Origin of the sequence: Kordia sp. (genome assembly GCF_965224175.1) — a bacterium.
Classification (GTDB): Bacteria; Bacteroidota; Bacteroidia; order Flavobacteriales; family Flavobacteriaceae; genus Kordia.
Window position 1 is genome coordinate 630,712 of record NZ_OZ245041.1, and the last position, 19,747, is coordinate 650,458.

15 protein-coding genes are annotated in these 19,747 nt (G+C 30.8%); 7 read left to right on the forward strand and 8 right to left on the reverse strand.

The annotated features are described in order from the left end of the window. Nucleotides 1–10 precede the first annotated feature (10 nt). The 4 genes from ACOQOS_RS02985 to ACOQOS_RS03000 all read right to left on the reverse strand — a co-directional run bounded on the left by ACOQOS_RS02985 (nucleotide 11) and on the right by ACOQOS_RS03000 (nucleotide 7,149). The gene (locus ACOQOS_RS02985) at nucleotides 11–1,279 is read right to left on the reverse strand and encodes a M18 family aminopeptidase (RefSeq protein ID WP_420573477.1); all 1,269 of its coding nucleotides are present in this window, start codon (nucleotides 1,277–1,279) and stop codon (nucleotides 11–13) included. 139 nt (nucleotides 1,280–1,418) lie between these two features. After that, complete coding sequence (locus tag ACOQOS_RS02990) at nucleotides 1,419–3,719, reverse strand: S41 family peptidase (RefSeq protein WP_420573478.1); 2,301 nt, start codon at nucleotides 3,717–3,719, stop codon at nucleotides 1,419–1,421. Nucleotides 3,720–3,849: 130 nt separating this feature from the next. Then, entirely contained in the window at nucleotides 3,850–5,841 is a 1,992-nt protein-coding gene (locus ACOQOS_RS02995) for an alpha/beta hydrolase-fold protein (RefSeq protein ID WP_420573479.1), read from the reverse strand. 63 nt (nucleotides 5,842–5,904) lie between these two features. Continuing rightward, nucleotides 5,905–7,149, reverse strand: a complete 1,245-nt coding sequence (locus ACOQOS_RS03000) for a serine hydrolase domain-containing protein (protein ID WP_420573480.1) — start codon at nucleotides 7,147–7,149, stop codon at nucleotides 5,905–5,907. A 178-nt stretch (nucleotides 7,150–7,327) separates the two neighbouring features. On the opposite strand from ACOQOS_RS03000, the gene ACOQOS_RS03005 reads away from it, so the two are divergent. The 6 genes from ACOQOS_RS03005 (at nucleotide 7,328) to ACOQOS_RS03030 (ending at nucleotide 13,922) form a co-directional block, all read left to right on the forward strand. Next, nucleotides 7,328–8,320, forward strand: a complete 993-nt coding sequence (locus tag ACOQOS_RS03005; protein ID WP_420573481.1) for a sensor histidine kinase — start codon at nucleotides 7,328–7,330, stop codon at nucleotides 8,318–8,320. A gap of 9 nt (nucleotides 8,321–8,329) precedes the next feature. Continuing rightward, entirely contained in the window at nucleotides 8,330–9,025 is a 696-nt protein-coding gene (locus ACOQOS_RS03010) for a LytR/AlgR family response regulator transcription factor (RefSeq protein WP_420573482.1), read from the forward strand. A 298-nt stretch (nucleotides 9,026–9,323) separates the two neighbouring features. Next, entirely contained in the window at nucleotides 9,324–10,403 is a 1,080-nt protein-coding gene (locus tag ACOQOS_RS03015; protein ID WP_420573483.1) for a helix-turn-helix domain-containing protein, read from the forward strand. A 94-nt stretch (nucleotides 10,404–10,497) separates the two neighbouring features. Then, nucleotides 10,498–11,025 carry a hypothetical protein gene (locus ACOQOS_RS03020; RefSeq protein WP_420573484.1) on the forward strand — a complete coding sequence of 176 codons (528 nt, stop codon included), beginning with the start codon at nucleotides 10,498–10,500 and terminating at the stop codon, nucleotides 11,023–11,025. A gap of 137 nt (nucleotides 11,026–11,162) precedes the next feature. Beyond that, the gene (locus ACOQOS_RS03025; protein ID WP_420573485.1) at nucleotides 11,163–11,723 is read left to right on the forward strand and encodes a DUF4494 domain-containing protein; all 561 of its coding nucleotides are present in this window, start codon (nucleotides 11,163–11,165) and stop codon (nucleotides 11,721–11,723) included. Between the two features lie 156 nt (nucleotides 11,724–11,879). Further along, a complete protein-coding gene (locus tag ACOQOS_RS03030; RefSeq protein ID WP_420573486.1) occupies nucleotides 11,880–13,922 on the forward strand; it encodes an ATP-binding protein in 2,043 nt (680 codons plus the stop codon). A gap of 41 nt (nucleotides 13,923–13,963) precedes the next feature. Here the strand turns inward: ACOQOS_RS03030 and ACOQOS_RS03035 are convergent, their stop codons facing one another. Further along, nucleotides 13,964–14,851 carry an EamA family transporter gene (locus ACOQOS_RS03035; RefSeq protein ID WP_420573487.1) on the reverse strand — a complete coding sequence of 296 codons (888 nt, stop codon included), beginning with the start codon at nucleotides 14,849–14,851 and terminating at the stop codon, nucleotides 13,964–13,966. A gap of 199 nt (nucleotides 14,852–15,050) precedes the next feature. Here ACOQOS_RS03035 and ACOQOS_RS03040 point away from each other — a divergent pair, with 199 nt between their 5' ends. Continuing rightward, a complete protein-coding gene (locus tag ACOQOS_RS03040) occupies nucleotides 15,051–15,866 on the forward strand; it encodes a hypothetical protein (RefSeq protein ID WP_420573488.1) in 816 nt (271 codons plus the stop codon). Nucleotides 15,867–15,887: 21 nt separating this feature from the next. Here ACOQOS_RS03040 and ACOQOS_RS03045 read toward each other — a convergent pair whose 3' ends face one another. The 3 genes from ACOQOS_RS03045 to ACOQOS_RS03055 all read right to left on the reverse strand — a co-directional run bounded on the left by ACOQOS_RS03045 (nucleotide 15,888) and on the right by ACOQOS_RS03055 (nucleotide 19,672). Further along, on the reverse strand, nucleotides 15,888–18,047 hold the full coding sequence (locus ACOQOS_RS03045) for a DUF5916 domain-containing protein (RefSeq protein ID WP_420573489.1): 2,160 nt from the start codon (nucleotides 18,045–18,047) through the stop codon (nucleotides 15,888–15,890). 39 nt (nucleotides 18,048–18,086) lie between these two features. After that, nucleotides 18,087–18,524 (reverse strand): nuclear transport factor 2 family protein, encoded by a 438-nt coding sequence (locus tag ACOQOS_RS03050; protein WP_420573490.1) that lies wholly within the window; start codon nucleotides 18,522–18,524, stop codon nucleotides 18,087–18,089. Between the two features lie 104 nt (nucleotides 18,525–18,628). After that, entirely contained in the window at nucleotides 18,629–19,672 is a 1,044-nt protein-coding gene (locus tag ACOQOS_RS03055) for a helix-turn-helix domain-containing protein (RefSeq protein ID WP_420573491.1), read from the reverse strand. Between the last annotated feature and the right edge of the window lie 75 nt (nucleotides 19,673–19,747).

The following is a 19,747-nucleotide window of genomic DNA, read 5'->3' on the forward strand; positions in this document are numbered from 1 at the left end:
ACTTCAGTGTTTAGCTTTTGTAAAATTCAGTAAATACTTTTATAATCGCATCATGATCTTTAACACCACACATTTCTCTAATACTATGCATAGATAGCATTGGGTTTCCAACATCTATTGTTGGAATACCAATTTTAGCAGCAGTCATAGGTCCAATGGTAGATCCACAGCCAATATCGTTACGGCTACAAAAATCTTGAAAAGGAATATTTGCCTTAGTACACCATTGCTTAAACTTTGCTATTGAAAAAGCATCGGTGGCATAACGCATATTAGCATTACTTTTTATAACTGGTCCAGCACCAATTTGTGGTTTGTGATTGCTATCATGCTTATCAGAATAATTTGGATGTACAGCATGTGCCATATCAGCAGATATAAAGAATGAACGCGCCATGGTTTGAAAATAGGTTTCTTCGTTTGATGAGATATGACGATGAATACGTTTTAAAGTAGCTTCTAAAAAGTTAGAATTAGCTCCATTTTGCGATTCAGAACCGATTTCTTCATGCTGAAAATATACAGCCATTTGTATATTATCATTTTCAGAATCAGTTGTTTTTAAAGCTTCAAATGAAGCATGAACACTGGCCAAATTATCTAGTCTAGGCGCAAAAATAAACTCTTTATTAATACCTCCTAAACTCGATTTTTCAGCATCAAACAAAAATAAATCCCAGCTGAGTATCCTTCCAGAAAGTCCAATTTCTTTTTTAATCCAATCTTCAAATATTAAATCTTTATCGAGCCCAATAATAGGAAACATATGCATTTGAGGATTTGGTTTAAATCCTTCCTTGTTTACTGCTCTATCTAAGTGTATTGCCAAACGAGGTATACGTAACCTCTTTTCAATTTTAATTATTTTTTGTTCTAATTGACCATTTTCATTTTCAATAATTATTCGCCCACCAAAATAGAGGTCTTTATCAAACCAACTCGTTAATAATACGCCACCGTATATTTCAATATTTAATAATTGATAGCCTTCCTTTGTTGAAATAGGATTATTTTTTATTCTTAGACATGGTGAATCTGTATGCGCTCCAATAATTGAATATGCATAGTCACTTGTCCATTTCTTAGGTGTTTTGAATATAATAATTGATCCTTCGGCTCTTGTTACAAAATACTTTCCTTCTTCTTCTAACGACCAATTGGCTTCTTCTTTTAATTCTGTATAATTTTGTTTAAATAATTCATTTTTTAAATTTTCTACAGCATGGAATGAAGTTGAACTTTGATCAATAAATTCTAAAAGATTCTGAGAATAAGACATTTAACGTATTTTGTTTAAATATTAGATAAAACACCAAGTTACTTAAATTCTCTTTTATAGTCTATTCATAATCAAAATTATATTCAACTCCATTTGTTTACTAAATAGACAGTTCCTATCTCTAATAATTTAAACCAACTTAATTATTGAATATATAGTTTAATAGCAGGTCATTGTTACCTATTATGTCATCTAATTTTGTTATTATTTTTTTATCAGGAATTATCCCTTTAGTTAAGTCTAAATCCGGAACATTTACAGATTCTCTTTCTGTACCTAATTGTAAAGTTAATTTTGTGTTTTTTAAAGGCTTTACTACTCTACCTGGATGTGTACTATAAGTTCCTCCTGATTCTTCTCCTATTATAGTAGCTAATTTATTATGTTTTATAACGGCTAGCATTTGTGCGGTTGCTGATGCAGAACGACCATTTGTTAGTATATATATCTTAAGATCACTACTATTATGTGTTGTTTTGGGTTTTATAGTTATGGGTCTATTTCGTCTTTTATTTAAATCATTATCTTCATAATAATTAATTTCTTTATCAATAATATATGATAGTATATGTTTGGCACATGCTGGATTTCCACCTCTATTTCCTCTTAAATCAAATGCCAATTTAGATATGTTTTCATCCTTTATTTTTTTCATATAGCTATCTATTTTTTCCTTAAAAAAATCGATGTTCTCTTTACCTTTTGGGAAATAACTGAAATTTTTAATCTTGATGATAGCCGTTTTCTGTTCTTTTTTAATCGTTAAGCTTAATCTTGGGGTATTATTTAGTGCTACTTTATAATTGGGAGCTGGTTCATCAATAAGAAATGATGTAGTAATTATTTTGTTAGAATTGTGAGGCTTAAATTTGATTATATATTCTGGATGAAACCCATAATAACTATGATAGTAATATAAAAAGTTGACATTCAAATCTCCTCTATAAAAACTTTGATTAAAAGCATCTGCAGAAATTGTTGTTTTTAAAGTATTGTATATTTTTTTTGCTGATATTCCGTTAATTTCTACTATTTCAGAACCAACTGTCATTTCTGTATTTTCAACACAGTTATTAACGGCATACATTTTATCTTCTTCAAACCAAACTAGTATTGGCAACCAATATTTATACGGTGTTCTGAAGAATCGATTATCAACTAAACGTGTATGTAAACAGCCTAAACTTGCTACGATTGGTGAAACTATTTGATAAAACTCTTTGATTGTCATTGAATCTTTGAGCTTATCTCTTTGTGCGTTTACTAAATTGTCATAAGATACTTTTTCTATAAATTCAAATGGTGAAGGATGTTGTTTTAATGTTTCAATTAATTGATTAAAATCTTCTACCAATTTCTCTTTGCTAATCTTTATATTTTTCTTTTCAAGGATAGAATCATTAGCAATAGTTGTAGGTTCTGTATGATAGAATTCTGTTTTTAATAGCGCTATTGGATTCTCTTGATTGTAAATATATTTTACAAGTGTAACGCCTCTTCTCGTTAGTATTTTGTTATTTATATCATAATTACTACGTTCAATTAAATTACCACTACGATCAAACTTATATTTTGAATACGCACTGTTACTCCTTTTATCAACTTTAAAATTTCCATCTAGATCAATTGTCGCATATTTTAAGCAATTTCCACTATCATCATACGTCACAAATCCACCAGCTGTTCCTAAAAATGAACCGATAACAGGTTTGTTTTCTGCATTATAAAATTTGAAACTCACTAAATTATGATACTCATCATAAACTGCTTTATCTGTAGCTATTCCTGATTCATCATTTATCAACTTTAGTTTTTCATCAACATTATTCATGGACAATAAGATTCCATTATCATTGAATTTGTACAATACATTATAAAATTTATAATAAGGACGCATAGATACATTGATACCACCGATATTTCTTCTTGTTTCTAGTATAGATTTATTATCTATATGTTTCCATTTGTATTGAAATATTCCCCAACTATTATTTATTGGTTCATCATTTTTATCATAAAATTTTAAGCTTATTCTTTTTCCTTTTTTATCATACGAATACACTTCTTTATAAACTCCCATTCCATTGGTAGTAGCTTTGTTCTCTACATCATAAAATGTTCTTATTTCTAAATTAGTTTTGTATTCAATTTTCGTTTTAGAAGCTAAAGCTCTTTTCCCATCAAGAATACCACTTCTATTCAGTTCGATAAGATTATCTTTGTATAAATATTCAATAAGAATTAGCCTATTAGAAACATCATAATCTAATTTGAAGTGATTGGTGTTTTTACTTTCGTTTTTGGTTAATTGTATCCTTCCTTCTGTTTTTGAATATGGTGTTTCTCGAAATATTAAATGCTTATAATACTTACTTGTGACTGATTGAGCCATTAATTGCGACACAAAAAATAAAGAGATAATAATTGCTATTTGTTTCATAAAAAATCAGTTTGAAACAAATATAACTAAATATTTAGTTATAACTAATTTTTTAGTTTAAAACTGAAGTGATTTAATAATAGCTTTATTTTTAATAATTTAGGTGTATGTAGTTATAATTCTTGATTAATTAGATTTTATCTTTAACAAATGCAGGTATAATGATTTTAGAAATCTGAGTCATGAGTTTATCTTCTCCATCATGACCAGAAATTACAATGGTTAAATCAAGTTCTTCGATTACTATTACACGTTGTTCGCCACCGCCCCAAGCAAATCTGACATCATAATTTTTATTATTTACCTTTACGAGTGTTTGATACCAAAAATAGCCGTAACGATAGTCTTTGGGCATCCAATCCTGAGTTGGTTTCACAATGCCACTAGTAGCTTTAGCAAGATAAGCAGCAGAAATAAGCTGTTCGCCGTTTAATTTTCCGTTGTTGAGAACCAAATTACCCAATTTGATCATGTCGCGAGACATTATATTTACACGCCATCCTGCTTCTGGTAAACCACTGATATGAGTCGACCATTTATAATTTGTGATTCCGAGTTTGTCTAACAGTTCAGTTTTAATGAAATTTTCTGCAGTTCCAGGGACAACAGCATCAATAACCGTCATCACTAACATAGGGTTGAAATTACCATACAAATACGTTTGAGACTCGTTGGTTATAGGAGCACTTTGTTCAAGTAATGTTTGTACTAGTCCTTGACCTTTTAATCGAACAGAATCTTTCTCAAATTCTTTCCATTTCTCTCTATCTATAGTCAATCCTCCATGCATAGTCAATGCTTTATGAAGTGTGATGTTTTCAGCACCTTTTGTCATTTTTTTAGGATTAACATCTTTTAGAAAGCTAATTAAAGGTTTATCTAGGTCTTCCATGGATAAATACCCCATTTGAATGGCTCTTCCTAAAACCAAACTTGTATACGCTTTTACTGCTGATGCTTGTCCATGTGGCAAGTTGATACGCCCTTTTTTATAATAAGATTCGAAAACCAATTTGTTTTTGTGCGAAATGAGTAAGGCATCATAGTTCCCATGTTTTCCATCAAAAACCTCTTGAGAAAGCTTTAGAATTGCCTTTTGGTCACTGTTACTTACCGATAATGTATCAACTAATATTCCGTCTTTTCTATCTTCTGGTGTTGTACTGACAAATGCATTGTTAAGATGCGGAATATCCCAGAATGAAATTTCATCGTTATAACTTGAAACATGATTCATTATGGATGACAACCAAGCGACACTTCGAACTGCTGTCATAGGAAATGCCGTTTGATGTTCACCTTTAATCACTTCTCTTAGTACAGATAAACCGTCATCTCTTCTATTTTTTAATACACTCACAAATTCCTCGATAGGTTTAACCATGTCTTTTTCTAATGAACCATATGAAATAAAAACATTTGCTTTGAGACTACTTTTTTTATTTGACGCCTTGTAAGGTCCGAATTTTGTATTAAGTTCAGTTAGATACGAAACTTCATTTTTGATCGATGGACTGCCAAGAATGTAATTGTGAAAGGTATCCGGTTTAGTCAATAATATATAAGCGCCAAATTCACCACCCATTGAATATCCAAAATACGTACGACTGTTTGGATCGGTTCGATAGGTCTTCTCAACATAGGTAATTACATCATCGCGAATAAAATCTAAATGTTTAGCTCCTTGCCCAAATTGGTATTTTGCTTGGGCTTTAGGGTTATTTAATTTACGAAAGCTGTAATCTCTGAATCGACTTACATGCGCTCCTACTTCTTTTTTTAGGTCTTCATTAATGTCCAATTGATGAGAAATTCCAACTAGAATAACATCTTCAAGGATAAATTCTTGGCAGGAAGATAGTATTTCAAGATGCCACTTAGCATCTGTATAATAAAGGACAGGATAGGTTTTATGTGTATTCTCTGCATAATCTTCTGGCAGTTCTATGTACAGTTCATAGTTTCGCTCTGTCTTCGTGTCTTTTATGGGGATCACTCGAATTTGTGGCAATTCTAGGGAAGATCCTTCTTTATCAGACATGAATTCTTTCACACTATTTTCCTGAGCAAAAGCTGTATTTGAAAAAATAGTGATTAATAGTAATAATTTAATTACTCTCATAGTTGTCTTCTTATTTAAGTTGTAGATGTTAGTATATAATTTGCCTTTGCTTTACAGATCATTTTATTTAAGATCAAACAATCCAGATTTAGAAAGTTGTCTCGATATAATATTAAGTTGATTCCTTTCGCGATCAATATTGGCAGTTCCGAAATAGGCAATAACCAAATCCCTAGAAGGTGATATATAAAGTCCTTGCCCTCCATGTGCTCCTTTATATAAATCGCCATCATCATAAACGGCTCCCCATTGATAACTGCTACATATGGTATCTCCAGTTTGTCGCGACTTTACTTTAAGATTTTTATTGACATCTCGAATTTTAAATAAATGTGCATCAGAAATTAATGGATTGGTGCTCTTTCTACCGCTAGGCGTAAAAGCAAGACCAAATCTGGCAAGGTCTCTAAGTGTTGTTGACATGCCATCAGTATATGAAATCGACGTTCCGTTAGTATTGAACGCTAAAAGAGCGCTATGTTCAGCTCCTATTTTTTTCCAAATTTCCTGTTCTACAAAATCACGAAAGGTAAGCCCACTAACCTTTTCAACTAGCAATGTTAATAGCATAGCATCTGCATTACTAAATTGGTATTTTGCTCCGGAAGGTCTACTAGATTTTGCAAGAACTAAATCTTTAATTGGGTCAAAGCTTGCTTCATAGGTCTCCAATGGAGCACGATCAATACCAGAACTCATGGAAAGAATATCGATTACTGGAACACCGTCCCAACCTGAACCTTTAAGGTCATCAAAGTAATAATCAATAGGTTTACTAGTATCAATTAAACCTCTATCCTCCAAAATAGCTACTGAAGTACTTACAAAAACTTGGGTAATTAACATATTAATATGTAAATCGGTTGGAAACATTCTTGGATACCCTTCAAAAACGATTTTACCTTTATGAATAATAATTAACCCATTAACTTCAACTTGCTGTACATAGTCGTTTAATGATAGTCCTCCACCCTTTTTTAAATCGGTTGAAGTAATAAAATATTTGACATCATCTCTTGGTGTCTCCTCAAGAATTTTTGGTGTATCAGCTCTCAATATACGTGAGTGTTTCTTTATCTCTGAGAAGTTTAAATAAAAGTATCGTTCCAAATCGCCGTATTCGGTCCAATTGCCGCCATCATAAATGCGCTTATGGAATCCGTAGATCTCTTCTTTTGTAAATCCAGAATAATTATAGGTTTCATATTTTGGACTTATACTACTCAATGCATCAACATCTTTATTGGATTCGTTTTTACAGGATAGAAAAAGAATGATGATTAAGAAGACTGTGATATTATGTTTCATAATTTTCTTATTTTATGTTGACTAAAGATATAGCATAACCTATGTTTACAATCTTAAAGATGACAAACACAACAATTAAATGATGAAACTATTTCGTCATTGATATCTTGCTTTTGTAAAGAATTTATGGTGATTTGTATTTATAGATGGTATCTTTATTTTTTTAATAAAAGAGTGTATGATTAAGAAATCATTGAAGCATACTATTCTCCTTAATATAGGAGCCTTTTTATTGGTTTTTGTACTCGAAACATTGAGTAATTTGTTTTTTAAAGATAATTTTGAAACTGATTATTCTTTTTACCTACATGGACTTGATTATACTTTTATGATTATGGGCTTTATTTGGGTAAATCATTTTGTCCTTATTCCGTTTTTTTTAGATAAGAAACGATATTTTGTATATATAATACTACTAATAGGAAGCATAATTATTTTTTCTTATTTAAAAACAAATAATTGGTCTGGTACTTCTAAAATATCCTTCTTTCTGCTCTATACAACTGGAGCTGGTATGGCTGTTTTTTTCGTAAGGAGAAATATACTTATCCAAAAGGAAAATGATGAGAAAGAAAAGTTGCAAAAAGAGATGGAGCTTACTTATTTAAAAGAACAGGTAAATCCTCATTTTTTGTTTAATTCATTGAATAGTATTTATGCGTTGGCTAGACAGCAATCGCCAGAAACTCCAGATCTTGTAATGCAACTCTCTGAGTTAATGAGGTATCAATTGGAGAGTTCTAAAAAAGACACTGTTCTATTAAAAGAAGAGCTTGAATTTATTGAAAATTATTTGTTACTTGAAGAAAAAAGACTAAGTAAACGTTGTACTGTTGAGTTTTTAATTGAAGGCGATTTAATAGGTTTAAGAATAGCACCAATGTTACTCATTCCTTTTGTAGAGAATGCTGTTAAACATGGAGCTCAAAGTACGAATGAACAAAGTACTATTGATATTTCTGCCTCCATAAAGAATACTACGCTTCATTTTTGTGTAGTTAATTCAAAACCTTCTATGGTTTCTGAATCGAACAGAAAAGGAATGGGACTTGAAAACGTAAGAAGACGTTTAAATCTATTACATCTTGATTCACATGTATTAGAAATTGACGATAAAGAGCAGCTATATCGTGTAAATTTAGCTATTGATTTAACAAGTTTAAAATATTAAAATAAAGTAATGATTAAAGTTGGTATTGTTGATGATGAAGCACTTGCACGTAAAGTGTTAGAAGATTATTGTTCTAAAATAGACAACTTCGAATTAGTTATCAGCACAGGAAATCCAATCGAATTTATCAATTTTACGCAGCAAAATGAAATTGGACTTATTTTTCTTGATATCGAAATGCCTGAACTTAATGGTATGGAAGTTTTACGTTCTATGATAAAACCACCAAAAGTTATTTTAACTACTGCTTATTCTGAGTATGCATTAGAAAGTTATAATTACGGTGTTGTAGATTATTTATTGAAACCTATAAAGCTTGAACGCTTTTTAAAAGCAATCAACAAAGTTTCAGCTTCAAACATAATAGAGACTAAAAAAAATACTGTTACAGAAGAACTTCAAATAAAGCATGATGGCATGCCAGTTAATGTTTCTTTTAATTCGATTTTATACATTCAGAGTTTTGGAAATTATTTAAAAATATTTACCGATTCTAGAATGTACCTGATCTCTGAAACACTCATTAATATCACTACATTATTATCAGAAAACTTCCAACGTACACATAAATCATACATTGCCAATTTAAGTAGAGTTTCAAAAGTGAGCAAAACCAATGTAGCAATTGAAGACAAAAAAGTGCCTGTAAGTGCTATGTATAAGGTTGTTGTTTTTAAAAAATTGGAAGCTTTAGCTAAAGTATAAAATGCTCACTTAAATTCTGAATCATTCCACTTTCCTACTATATTTCTAATTTACGAAACGTAGACATCGTTTTTGTAAAAAGTAACCCAACACCAATTTCATTAAGAAACTTTTAGCAATCACTTTTTTAGAAAAGAAAGAAAAGTAGATATATTTACACGCTTGTTTTTTAGAAATGCTACTTGATAGTATTGCTACAGATTTCATACAGAACGAAATATTTTATAATTACTGTCGTTATCATTGCATCTTTAAAAAAGACAGATTAAATACAAAACCTAACTAACTCCTCTAAAGATTGAGTATAGCCATATTAAATGTTGCCATTCTTGCTAGCGCAATAGTAGGATATTTTATAAGTATCTCATTAGTCACCATATCTTTTTATAAAAGTCGGGCAAATAATTACCTTTCTTTAGCATTATTTCTGCTTACTAGCTTCACATTATTGGGAAGTATTGGTATAGAAGATACTATTTTAGAATTTTTAAACAACCCAACATTAGAATATGTATTTGCAGTTACATTATTTACATATTTTTTAATTCAGATTGAAAATGTATTGCTTACAAAAAATTGGTATAAATGGTTGTATCTACCTTTTGTATGTTCCTTGGTGATAGAAACTCTTGTTTTTTTTTATGATCTAAATTTAGATGATTTAGTATTGCTTTTCTTGGATAATTCTTCCTTTGTTTTTAATCTATTTTTAATCTTTTGGGGAAGAAATCTTATAAAGAAATCGTCTGTTTCAAGTGATAAAAAACACTGGTTATTACGATTAAACTTTTTCTTTATTTTCATAATGATCATGTGGTTTATATCAAGTGTAGAGTTTTACCTTTTTGAATCAGAATATTTTACAGCTTTGTTGTTGATGACACTTTCCTTTTTTTCATGGTGGATTTTATACTATGGAGTATTTAAATTACAGTTAATCATCCAAAAAGAGGAAATTCACAGATATTTAGTAGCAAAGAAAATGAAGGTAAATCTGCAAACACCTAAAAAAGTAGATCACAATAGAGCATCAAAAGTATTAACAGAATTGTATCGTTTGATGCAAGAAGAAGAATTGTATAAAAATCCACTCTTAAGCAGGTTAGATTTAGCCAATCGGTTAAATATTAGTGAAGGATATCTATCAAAAATTATAAATCAAGAAACGGATAAAAGTGTAATTCAATTTGTAAATACATATCGTGTGGAATCTGCCAAAAATCTACTTCATGATTCTATGTTTAATAAATATTCTGTAGAAGCAATTGGTATGGAAGCTGGTTTTAAATCCAAGAGTGCTTTTTACAAAACATTTAATACAAGCTTAGGAATGTCGCCAGGAGCTTACAGAAAGCTTCAAAAACGTCCTGATTCGTAAACTAGCAACGTTTAAGCACTTCTTCCCTAGCAAAATCAGTCTTTTATTTTTTTGACAACTCTACTTTTACGACATGAATCAAAAAAATATAAAAATGACAAAAGTAGTTTTTGCAACCTTATTCCTAATGAGTTCTTATATCGGATTTTCTCAAAATACAGATACAAAAGAAGCATCTGTAGAAAAATCAGTTTTCGGTATTCAAACCGGATTGTTAGGTGTATGGATACACAATGAATTTAAAATTACAAATCAGATTGCCTTTCGTAGTGAAATCGGTTTGGCAGGTCCAAATTCAAACAATATACGACCTACATTCACTTTTGAACCTCGTTTGTATTACAATTTGAAAAATCGTTTAGAGAAAGGAAAAAGAATTGATGGAAATAGCGGAGATTATATCTCACTAAAAACTCGATATCATCTTCATAGTACCAAAGCAGCTAGAGAATCCGATCTCTCGCATGTGTTAGCCGTTACTACTTGGGGAATGAGAAGAAATATTGGGAAACATTTTAATTATGAAGTCGGAATTGGTGGCGGACTTGGTTTTGACAAAAGCAATAGCGGAAATGTTCATTTTTCATTCGATGCTTCGTTGCGAATTGGATATCGTTTTTAAAAGCATTTTTAGCACTAACTTCCTCATATTAAAATAACTGCATTTTAAGGCTTTAAATTGTGAATATTTATTCTTGTTTTTAAGGTTTTCACCTGAAAGGAAATTTTATATTTGGCATCCTTAAAACAAAAAAGATTATGAGCGCAACTTGGTATGAATGCAAAGTAAAGTATAGAAAACTAGATGAAGTTACAGGTGAACAAAAACTAAAAACAGAACCGTTTTTGGTAGATGCTATTTCGTATACAGAAGCTGAAAGTAGAATCACGGAAGAAATGGCAGCGTATTTAAGAGAAGGCGAAGAAATCAAAATTACTAATATTAAAGTCGCAAACTATGCAGAAATACATCCGTTTGAGAATTCAGACAGATGGTTTAAGTGTAAAGTTTCTTTGATTGCGTTTGATGAAGAAAGTGGAAAAGAACGTAAAACGAATCAGTATTTATTAATTCAAGGAAATGATGTCAAAGAAGCGTATGAAAACACAATGAGTGCGATGAAAGATACGATGGCAGAATATACAATTCCGGCGATTTCAGAATCTCCAATCATGGATGTATTTCCTTATTTTACTGGTGAAGAAGAAAATACAAAACATTTAAAAAGATTTATGGAATTGAAAGATTCTGTGCCAGTACGTACTGATATGGATGAAGACTTAGAACTAGCCGATATACTTGCTACCGAAGAAGAATAGTTCTTTAACTTTAATCAAAAAAATAATATTAAACCTGAGCAATTCTAAATTTGTTCAGGTTTTTGTTTTTAATGATGATTCTTACTTTCATAAACACATCAAACAACGCTAAATTTTTGAAAGTCATATATATTACCTATTTTGGTTTTTTATAATATGAATTTATTCAAAAGTATTCTTCTGATTGATAAATGGCTTTCTGCTAAACAAAACATACAATTTGTATGCTGTTTAGTCTTCTTCCTATATGCAATTCCGAGTGTATTTGCTTCTACACAATCAAGAGAAATTCAAGTTTCTGAGATACAAAGTGTTGATTTTTATGAAGATAATGAAGTTGTTCTTGAAAATGATTGGGAATTTTATTGGAATCAACTCATAACACCAGGAAATTTTACAACACAAGAGTACAAAAAGGTTTCGTTAAGTAATTGGACAAATTTTAAGCTTACAGAAACTGAAAAATTACCATCTTTTGGATATGCTACCTATCGATTAAAAGTGTCGATTCCTGAAGAACGTCCTAATGTTTCCTTGTACATTCCTGCCGCATATGCTGCTTCTAAATTATGGATTAACGGGAAATTTATTGATGAAATTGGACAGGTAGGAACTTCAAGAAAAACAACACTTCACAGACGTTATTCACAATTAGTTTCCTTAGATGATCATGAAACAGAGTTCGAGATTGTAATACAAGTCGCCAACTTTTATCACAGTAAAGGCGGAATTAGTAAACCTTTGTTAATTGCATCAAGTAAATATCTTCAAGCAAAAAAGTCAAAACGAATTGTGGCAGATATGATTTTTATTGGTAGTCTGAGCTTTATAGGACTATTCTTTTTACTATTCTTTTTATTTTATTGGAATAAAGATCGTGCTGTACTCCATTTTGCCATTCTCTGTATTTCTCTTGCCTACATGGCGTTAAGTGATCGATACGCACCTTTTGCAGAACTCTTTGAATCAGTAAGTTGGATCATGTTGACGAAGATTGAATATGTGTCATTATTTTTAGCCGGACTTATGGCGAGCCTATTTTTTAATACTATTTTCATTGACTTTACACATAAAATATATTCTAAAATACTCGTGTATGGTTTTTATATACTGGCTTTGCTCGTTATTTTTCTACCAAGACCATACTTTACAAAGATAATAATGCCATTTTTTATCTCAATGATTGTCAATTTGATCTATGTATTTTATGTAATCATTAGAGCAATCATAACTGGCGAACGTCAAAAATCAATTTTGCTTTTAGTAAGTATGTTGCTAGGTTCTATAGTATTTACAGCACATATCTTTCTATTTTTAGGCGAGAATGTCAATGCAATCGTATATGTAAACTTTGGCTATATTTTTACATTTATATTGCTTTCTATGTTGTTAATGACACGCTTTTCGGATTCATTCCGTGAACTAGAAAAAGCGAAAGAATTTGCTCTTGAACAGAAGAAAGAGATTTCATTAAAATCAAATGAACTTTCTAAGGTAAACCTAGAATTAAAAGAAAATTTACATCATCTAGAGAAAACAAATGCAGAGTTAGATAATTTTAATCATATTGTTTCTCACGATTTAAAAGCTCCTTTGGTAGCAATGCATACGTTAGTTTCTTTTATTGAAGAAGAACTTGATACAGCTCAAAATGAAGAAGTACAGCATCATTTTCAAGCGCTTAAAGATAGAGCTTCCAAAATGTATGCAATGATTAATGGACTTTTAGAATATTCTAAAGTGACGAAAGGGCAAAAACGCAAAGAAACGTTCAGTATTAATGCTTTATTGAGCGAAATTGTCAATGTAATCAACACTCAAAAGAAGCATACGATCCATCTTCCCAAGCAAGACGCTGAAATTTATGCTAATAAAATAGAGTTAGATCATGTTTTTCAAAATTTAATTTCGAATGCTATCAAGCATAACGACAAAGAGCATGCTATTATTGATGTTTCTTTTATAAAAGATGATGATGAATTTATATTTTCTATTCGTGATAACGGACCAGGAATAGAAACCAAATATCATAAAAAAATCTTTGAAATGTTTAGTCAGTTAAATCTTGATACAGAAATTGAAAGTACAGGAATTGGCTTATCGATTGTAAAAAAGATCATCTCTGAAAATCGTGGAATCATCACAGTTGAATCTGAAAAAGATGAAGGAACAACGATAAAATTTTCTTGGAAAGTATAGAAATTAAATTTCAACTTATTTCCTAATTAATGTTGTCAGAATTACTTTTTAGAAGTGATAAAATACACGCCTATTAATAATATTGAAGCGGCTATTAAAGACTGTGTAGTTAATTGTTCATCTAATACATACCAACCCAAAAGCAATGCTACCACAGGATTTACATATGAAGATGTAGCTACTTTTTCAGTAGAAACTTCTTTTAGTAAATAATTGAACGCAGTAAAGGCGACCAAACTTCCCAAAATGATCAGTAGAAACATAGACCATTGTACATTTGTACTCCAGTTTAGCGGAGAACTCCATTCCTCTCCTATCACAAAACTTACAATGGATAGCATCACACAAGCAATTGCCATTTGATATCCAGTACTGATTAAATGATTTTTAGGTAAATCAGCTTTCGAAACAAATACACTCGCGTAACTCCAGCCAATTACACATGTAAAAATGAGTAAAACTCCAATGAGTGTATCACCATTTGTTACCAACTCACGCTGACTGACCAATAAATACATTCCAAAAATTCCCAAAGCTACACCAATAATAGACTTAGGTTTCATTTTTTTATGATCAATAAAACGCATTAATAGTAATACAAATAATGGTTGTGTAGAAGCTAATAAAGCAGCAAAACCGCTATCAACATATTTCAAAGCCCATACAAAAAGTCCATTACCAGAAACCATGAATAAAAAGGCAACAAATACAGAATTTTTGAATTGTGATTTGGTAATACTTAACTTTTTACCTGAAATTATCGCAATAGCAAATATTAAGGTACTTGCACATAGAAATCTGAACGAAGCCAAAAAAAATGCCGGCAGTTCAGTAACAGCAATTTTATTCCATAAATAGGTACTTCCCCAAATAATATAAATGGCAAAAAATGCTAGAATGATGAGAATTTTTGACGATTTTGGCTTCATGTACAAATGATAAAGTTGCAAATGTACGATCTTGTTTTCATTTTTAAATGATAATTTTAAACCTCTTTTAACGATGTTTGTTTTATCACAAATCTGTTGAAATTTGTATCTATGAATTGTTAAAAAAAGTGATTTTTAAGTTCATAAACGCAACCATTTTGCGAATGTCACATCTACTAAACAATTACATTATTTGTCTATGAAAAAAATAGTTTACTCTTTTATTTGGTCTCTCATTTTATTTGGGAGTTGTACTTCTGATAATGACGTGCAGCCTTTGCCACTAATTGTACATCAAGGAAATATTATTTTAAAGTCACAAGCTGATGTTGATGCCATTGGCGCACAAGGTTATAATGTGATTGATGGTTTTTTAAGTATCGGAGATCGTGCGTCTGATGATCATACACCAGTTCCTTCTGATATTACAGATTTGACTCCTTTACAAACAATTATTAACGTCACACAACAAATTGAAATTCAAAATAATCCGATGTTAACTTCTTTAGATGGTTTGTCAAGTTTATCAGTTGTTGCTGGCTTTATCATGAATAATAATGAAAACATCACTTCTTTAGAAGGATTAGATCGATTGAAAACAATTTCTGGAAATTCATTTGTCATTGGGCAAGTTGTATTGAATGGCGGCGTAATTTCGTTGTTTAATAATCCATCTTTGACTTCTATTGAAGCATTTGGTAGTATTTCATTACAATCATTGCATTTAGTTACAATTAACAATTCAGGATTAACTTCTTTAGCAGGTTTAGAAACTATTGTCGGTATTTCTAACTTGAATATAGTTGATAATCCAAACCTAACGTCATTAGCTGCTTTAGAACGCTTATCAGCACTTGAAGACGGACTTTTTGTTTCTGGAAATACCATGCTGACAAATTATTGTTCTTTACAAACAGCTTTGGTAGACAATCCTGAATTGCCTGTTTTTAATGTATTAGACAATCAATTTAATCCAACACTACAAAACATTATTGATGGAAATTGTAGTGAATAATGATATCAAAAGTATGAATGTTTAGAAATCAAATCGATAGTTCATTTTAAACGCCATTCCCCAATCTTTACGTGCTAAATTTTGTGTGAAATTATCAGAAATCACAAAATAAATATAGGATAAAGGCTTGTATTCCCATTGCAATCGACTGTTAATGTTAAAGTTATCTTGTTGCGTATTGTATTGTATATACGTTGTCCAGTTTAAACGATTTGAAAAGAAAATTTCACTTGTAAAGCGTGCTAAATGAAAAGTTTCTTCGCCTAATTCATTTAGATTGATATGATTCACATCATAGGTCAGTTCTAAATTGGCAAATGGTAATAATTGATAATTTAAATATGCTCCTGCTGTAGTACGTTTTCCGCTGTAATAAGTTCCTTTTTGTACATTGACACGATACCTAAAACGCTGATTATTTGCAGAATTGTAACCAACTTTTAAAAGCCCAAAACGATAACGGTCTGGAAGCAATGAATTACCATTTCCTAATGGATCAAAACCATATTTCAAATCGATATCATCATAAAATAATACATAGTACACAGCCGATAAATCCTTAAAAAATATCGCAGAATTTAAAAAATGTGATGATTGACTAAAATTTCCCGTTTCATCAAAATACGTGTTATTACTGTAATTTAGATAACGAATCGAATTTAAAGACGTTGAATTTTCGTAAAACTTTTCATATTCTAAACCTGCATTCGCTTGCGTATATCCTTCACGAACCACAACATCATTAATCGCATCATAATTAAATAAACGCGGTGTAAAACCAACATCTGTCAAATAGTTCTTCTCCACTTTTTTGATACCTGCATTCCATTCTAAACCACGTTGATTATACCAAATTCCAAGATTATAGAAATTGTTTTTATCATTAAATTCGTCGTTAAAACTTTTCCCGACATTGGCAATTCCAATCCATTTGTTGTTATCTGATTTGTAATTTAAATTGATTCCTGTAACGCGATTGTAATCATTTATGAACTCAAATTGATCTGTTTGTTGTCTATTAATCAAATATCCTGTCGCTGTAAAATTTTTAGATAATTGTTGTTCTCCAACTAGCGCCGTAAAGTTTTGCGAAGCAATATCGTTTTCTTGATCTGTTTGCACATTTAATACACCAATTCTCGTTTTTGGTGCGATATTTCCAGAGAGTTTTAATCCAAATTGAATATCACTTTCAGCTCCTATTCTTCTGGAATAGAACGGATTTACACCATCGACACCTAAGTTTGAAAATAGATCTGCATTTTCTAAGAAAAAATTTCTTCGTTCTGGAAAAAATATCGCAAAACGTGTCAAATTTGTTACTTGTTGATCTACATCGATTTGAGAAAAATCTGGATTGATTGTAGCATCTAACTTTAAAGAAGATGTCACATTGTATTGCAAATCTATACTAGGTGTAAATGAGGTTTCATTATTCTTAGTTGCTACGTTTTCTTGATAATTTGTTGTGATGGAAGGCGTTAATACAAAACGAGAAGTTGTAATGTCGGGTAGATTTTCAACGGTGAATTTTTCTGTAAATCGAAGGTCTAAATTGGCATAGTTTCGTTTTACATTCTTCAAGATTGTCCAAGAATTATTTTTAATATCTCTTACATAAAATTGAACACCAAATACAGGATTTTGTTTGTTGAAGTTTAAAGCTTTCAACGGAATCGCCAGTTCGTATTGTTTTTTGTTTTCGTTTAATACTGCTTTTGATTCCCAAATAGCGTTCCAACTAAAATTGAGATTATAGCCACTATTTACACGACCAATAAGTCCATCTGTTTGATTTCCAAGAGAATTTATGGCAAATAGATATCCGTTTTGCTCTTGATTTTGTGTGTCTAAAACCATAATAAAAGCATCACTAAAAGCTATTGAAACATCTCTTTTTAAGGTGTTTACACGAGTTTCTGTTGTAGTGTCATTGTAAATTGCACGAACATATAAATATTCGCCATTATGAAAAAGTTTTACAGAAGTTTGATTTTTCGCTAATCCAATATCTGTAGGCAAATAGTTGTAAAATCCTGTGTGTTCAGATACTTGTTGCCAAACAGCTTCATCAAACTGTCCATCAATGGTAATTGTTGTCTCTATAAATGGTATTGTATTGTTTTGTGCGAAACTTTTCATAAAACTACACAAACAAAGGAATCCAAGGATATATCTCATCTGTTTATTTTTGATTGTTTTCTGATTTTTTTCGATGAATTATTGCTTCGAATTGTCTTCTGTTCGAGTCGCTGTTTTACTAATAATTTTCCATTCTTTTTCAATCTTTTTCAAGAGAAATAAATCGATATATACCCAACTACGCTTTGGTCCTGCAATTTCTACTTTTGCCATAGCAATATCATTGATGATTTCAACAGACAGTACTTTTGCGTCACGACCGTTGAACGCACCTTTTTCTTTATTTTTAAAAAAACCTGCATATTCTTTAGGAGTGTAACGCTTAAAATTGCCATCTCTTCCTGTAAGATATAAAGTAGCATTTTCTGTGAACGCACTTACGAGCATTTCCAATTCATTATAGGAACTTCCATGCATGTATTTTTGCAGAGTTTTTTCTACCGAAGCATGTTCAGATTGTGCTGTAGAAAGTTGTATCGCACAAAGCGAAATAAAGATAAAAATGTACTGTTTCATGTGTTTGATTTTTTTGATTTGATCAAACATCTAAAAACAGCTTATAAATGGAGTGATTGTTTATAATTCAAGTGTCCAGAATTATAAAATTGTACAAATTCAGACTACTGTAGTTCTTTTTTAAAGGCTGCAGGTGTTTTTCCAACTAATTTTTTAAAGGTTGCGTAAAATGTTGATTTTGAACTAAAACCAGCTTCGAAACCAATGGATTCTAAGGTGAATTGATTGTTTTCTTGTAATAATTGCTTTGCTTCTGCTACTCGATACTCATTTATAAACAATGCAAAGTTTTTTCCAAGATTATCATTTAATAATTGTGATAATTTATGAGAAGAAATGTGTAAAACCTTGGCAATATCGTTTAGTTTTATGTTGGTGTTTTTGTGAAATTGATGTGCTTTCATTGCATCTTTTAGCGCTGAAATTAATTCATCTTCTTCCGATTTTTCAATTTTTTTCGCCTGATACTTTTCTGGAATATTTTGAAAAATTGTATCTCGATTCTTTTTAGATATTAGAAAAATTAATAGTGCATAAAAAACCACTGAAAACGTAATTGTTCCCACATAGTATAAAAAGAAATAACCGATCATGTATGCTGTAAAAATGAGCACATTTGCCAATACTAGAATAAGTAGCCAAATTTCAGAAGTCGTACAACGAATATCTTTTTGAAAATATTTCTTTATAATGTCTTTTAAAAGATAAATGGAAAGTGCCAGATAGATTCCCCAAACTACATAAATGCATTGCACGACATAGTTTGCCCAAAGCTCTTTGTAATATGGATATGGTATGATAATTCCAGTACTTAAAATGACCAATAACAGCAATGTTCCGTGAATTTTCCATGATTTTGAAATTGTTTTTCTATTTTCAATGGAAGATTTTACATAGAAAAAGACTGAAGCTCCAATTAAAAAACAGGCAGATAAACCAATTTGTAGAATCCAAAGATTACGCTCTTCTCGCGGAGTGAAAATTGTGTAAACAGACTTTCCAATTCGAATACATAAAAACAACAGCAATAAGCCAAAAAAGAAATTTTGAACACGTTTTTGCTTACTGAAAAATAAAAAGTATATACTTGCTATGAATCCATTAAATACGCCAATTGAGCATACAAAGAATAGCAATGAATTGTTCATATGGTTTGATCATTGATGAAATTCAAATATATAAATATTATCAGGACTTTTGGAAGCTTCACTCTTTTTTAGCGA